Origin of the sequence: Rhodoblastus sp., assembly GCF_041915505.1 — a bacterium.
GTDB lineage: Bacteria > Pseudomonadota > Alphaproteobacteria > Rhizobiales > Beijerinckiaceae > Rhodoblastus.
This window is the reverse complement of the sequence record NZ_JAYSBG010000389.1, coordinates 1-3,123: the sequence shown is the minus strand read 5'-3', so window position 1 is coordinate 3,123 and position 3,123 is coordinate 1. Positions and strand designations below refer to the sequence as shown.

The window sequence follows — 3,123 nt, the reverse complement described above, 5'->3', positions numbered from 1 at the left end:
AAAAGGCGCGCAGGGCCTCGTTATAGGCCGGATCGCTGACCGGAATTTCGGTGGTCACCGGATAGGCCAGCAGCAATTGACGGGCGCTGGCGGGAATCCAGCGATCGGCGATCGTGCGCGCATTGCCCGGGCGTCCCGACTTGGCGAAAAAGGCGATCACCGGCGCGGTCTCGATGACGCGCACGGCTTTCACCGTGAGAAGTTCCGGATCGCCGGGGCCGAGCCCGACGCCATAAAGCCGGCCCACGCTCATTCCTTTTCGCTCGCCAAAGCATTGATCGCCGCCGCCGCCATGGCGCTGCCGCCCTTGCGCCCGCGCATGGCGATCACCGGGACGCGGCCGTCGACGATTGCCGCCTCCTTGGATTCCGCCGCGCCGACGAAGCCGACCGGCATGGCCAGGATCAAGGCGGGCTTCGGCGCGCCGGCGTCAAGCATTTCGAGCATGTGAAAGAGCGCGGTCGGCGCATTGCCGAAGGCGACCACCGAACCGGCGAGATAGGGGCGCCACAGCTCCATCGCCGCCGCCGTCCGGGTCGTGCCCATCTCCTTCGCGAGAGCGGGGACGCGCGGATCGGTCAGCGCGCAGATCACCTCATTATTGGCCGGCAGGCGCGCGCGAGTGACGCCATGGGCGACCATATTGGCGTCGCACAGGATCGGAGCGCCAGAGGCGAGCGCCTCGATTCCCGCCTTGGCGGCGCCCGACGAAAAATGCAGGTCGGACGCGATCTCGACCATGCCGCAGGCATGGATGACGCGGACCGCGATGCGCTCCTCGAAGGCGTCGAAACGCGCCAGATCGGCCTCGCGGCGGATGATGGCGAAGGAGTTTTTGTAAATCTCCGCGCCGTCGCGGATATAGTCATAAGCGGTCAAGCCCGCGCTCCCTGAGCGAGAGATTTCAATCTGGTCGTGAGGGCGGCGAGGTCGAGCCCGCGCGCGGAAGGCTTTTCGCGCGCCAGACCGTATTCGACAAGGGCGTAGCCGTCCCTTTCCGCCACCAAAGTGAGCGCCGGCGCGTTGAGGGCGCACCCCTTGGCGCAGCCGGAAATGTGGATGCGGCCCGCTTCCGCGCGCCAGTGCGGCGCCAGCGCCAGCGCCGTCGCGCGCACATCGGCCAAAGCCGAGGAACAGGCCGGCGCGCCCGGACAGGCGGTGAAAGCCAGACGGGCGTCGGACGCGTCGAGCAGAAAGCCGCGCGTAGCGAGGTCCGCCACCAGCCGCGTGGCCGCCTCGCGTGCGAGGCCGACCGCGAGAATCACGCGCCACGGCGTCAGGCGCAATTCCGCCGCGCCGCAGGCCTCGGCGCATTCGGCCAGAGCCTCCAGCCCGTCGGCGTCGATCCGCCCGAACAAGAGGCCAGCGCCGACAAAGGCGCCCAGCCCGCAAGATTGCGCCCCAAGAATGTTGGCCGGTCTCGCGCCGTCATTGCGAGCGGAACGAAGCAATCCATCGGGTGCCGACCGCCGGGCGGATGGCTTTGTCGCTTCGCTCCTTGCAATGACGGAGACGCCTTCGACCAAAGGCGCGACGCCGAGACGGGCGACGACCGCGCCCATGCGCCGGTCTGCGTTGCGCAGCGCGAGGAAATTGCGCGCGAGGCCTTCCGCCGCCGCGAGCAAATCTCCCCGCGTAACATGTCCGGCGAAAGCGCCGCCGAGAAAAACTGCGAGCCGGTCCGCCGCCGAAGCCGCAAAGACGACGTCGGTCGCCACGTCCAGCGGCAAAGCGCCGCCACCGTCGATGGCGAAGCCGAATTTCGGCGGCAGGTCTTGCAGGTCCCGGTTGGATTTCAGCAAGTCGTCGAGCGCCGAAACCAGCGGGCGCGCGTCCAGCAGTGCGGTGGGGTCGAAACCGGCCAGCGGGCTTGGAACCACATTGCGCACGGCCTCGGCGCGCGGATCCGAATCGAGCAGGCCGAGCGCGCGCAACTCCGCCTGCAGGGCCTCGATCCGGTCGCCCGCCACGCCGCGCATCTGGAGATTGGCGCGCGCCGACAGATCAAAGGCGCCATTGCCGAAACGGCGCGCCAGCGCGGCGAAAATCTTCGCGCGCGCGAAGGAGAGAACGCCATTGGTCAGACGCAGGCGGAAAATATAGCCATCGCCGCTGAGCATGGGCGCGAGCGCCCCCGGACACCAGCCTTTGCGCAGGGCCTCGGTCATGGTTCGCCCCTCATCTCGGCCAGAATGGCGGCGGTGGAATTGCGCCGCGACGACCAGAGCCCGCGCCGCTCGGCCTCGCTGAATTTTTCCGCGATGCTCTTCGCCGCGCGCGGATTTTCGCGCTCCAGAAAGGCGCGCAAATTGTCATCGCCGCACAGGGCGTCAAATAGAAGATCGAAATGACGCGCCTCCACCGCGCGAGTCAGTGCGGCGAAGGCGAACAGATTGTCCACGGTCTCCGCGATCTCGGCCGCGCCATTGGCGCCGTGGCGCATCATGCCCGCGAGCCAGCGCGGATTGGTTGCGCGGCCATGAACGACGCGCGCGATTTCCTCATCCAAACGCCGCACTTTCGCGGCGTCCGGCCGCGTCGCATCGACATGATATTGCTCCGGCGACGCGCCCAAAAATTCCGCCGCCGCCGCAAAGCCGCCCTCGTGCGTCGCGAAGGCGTCGGCGTTGAGAATGTCCTGACCCGCCAGATCCTGCACATGGACGAAAGCGTCGGCGGCGCGGATGCGCGCGGCGAAATCGCCCTCGCCCGCGACCGGCGCGCCATCGGCGCCATAAGCCTGTTCATTGGCGGCGAGATATTTCTGCGCCAGCTCGGCGCGGTCGCGCCATTGCCCGCTGGCGAAGGCGCCGGTGAGATCGACGCCATAGGCGCCGGGCGCGGCGCCGAAAATGCGGCGGGGCTCGGCTTCGTCGACGAGCGGATTGTCCTCCGGCGTCTCGTCGAGCCGGGCCACGGCGCGCACGGCGGAATCGAAGGCCTCGATCTGCTGCGGAAAGACATCGCGGAACAGGCCGGAAATGCGCAAGGTGACATCGACGCGCGGACGGCCGAGCTGGGCGAGCGGCAGAATTTCGAAACCGCTCATGCGTGTCGAGGCGGCGTCCCACACGGGGCGCACGCCCAGCAAGGCGAAGGCCTGAGCGAGATCGTCGCCGCCGG

Annotated in this window: 4 protein-coding genes; all 4 read right to left on the bottom strand. The window is 68.3% G+C overall.

Going from position 1 to position 3,123, the window contains the following annotated elements; translation table 11 throughout:
• On the bottom strand, positions 1-253 hold a 253-nt coding region (locus tag ACE3S9_RS17400; RefSeq protein WP_374547744.1), incomplete at its 3' end, for an SAM-dependent methyltransferase.
• Positions 250-879 (bottom strand): precorrin-8X methylmutase, encoded by a 630-nt coding sequence (locus ACE3S9_RS17395; protein WP_374547743.1) that lies wholly within the window; start codon positions 877-879, stop codon positions 250-252. The genes ACE3S9_RS17400 and ACE3S9_RS17395, both read right to left, overlap by 4 nt.
• Positions 876-2,168 carry a precorrin-3B synthase gene (gene cobG, locus ACE3S9_RS17390; RefSeq protein WP_374547742.1) on the bottom strand — a complete coding sequence of 431 codons (1,293 nt, stop codon included), beginning with the start codon at positions 2,166-2,168 and terminating at the stop codon, positions 876-878. Before cobG ends, ACE3S9_RS17395 begins: the two co-directional genes overlap by 4 nt.
• A partial coding sequence (locus tag ACE3S9_RS17385) for a cobaltochelatase subunit CobN (protein ID WP_374547741.1) occupies positions 2,165-3,123 on the bottom strand: 959 nt, incomplete at its 5' end. The genes cobG and ACE3S9_RS17385, both read right to left, overlap by 4 nt.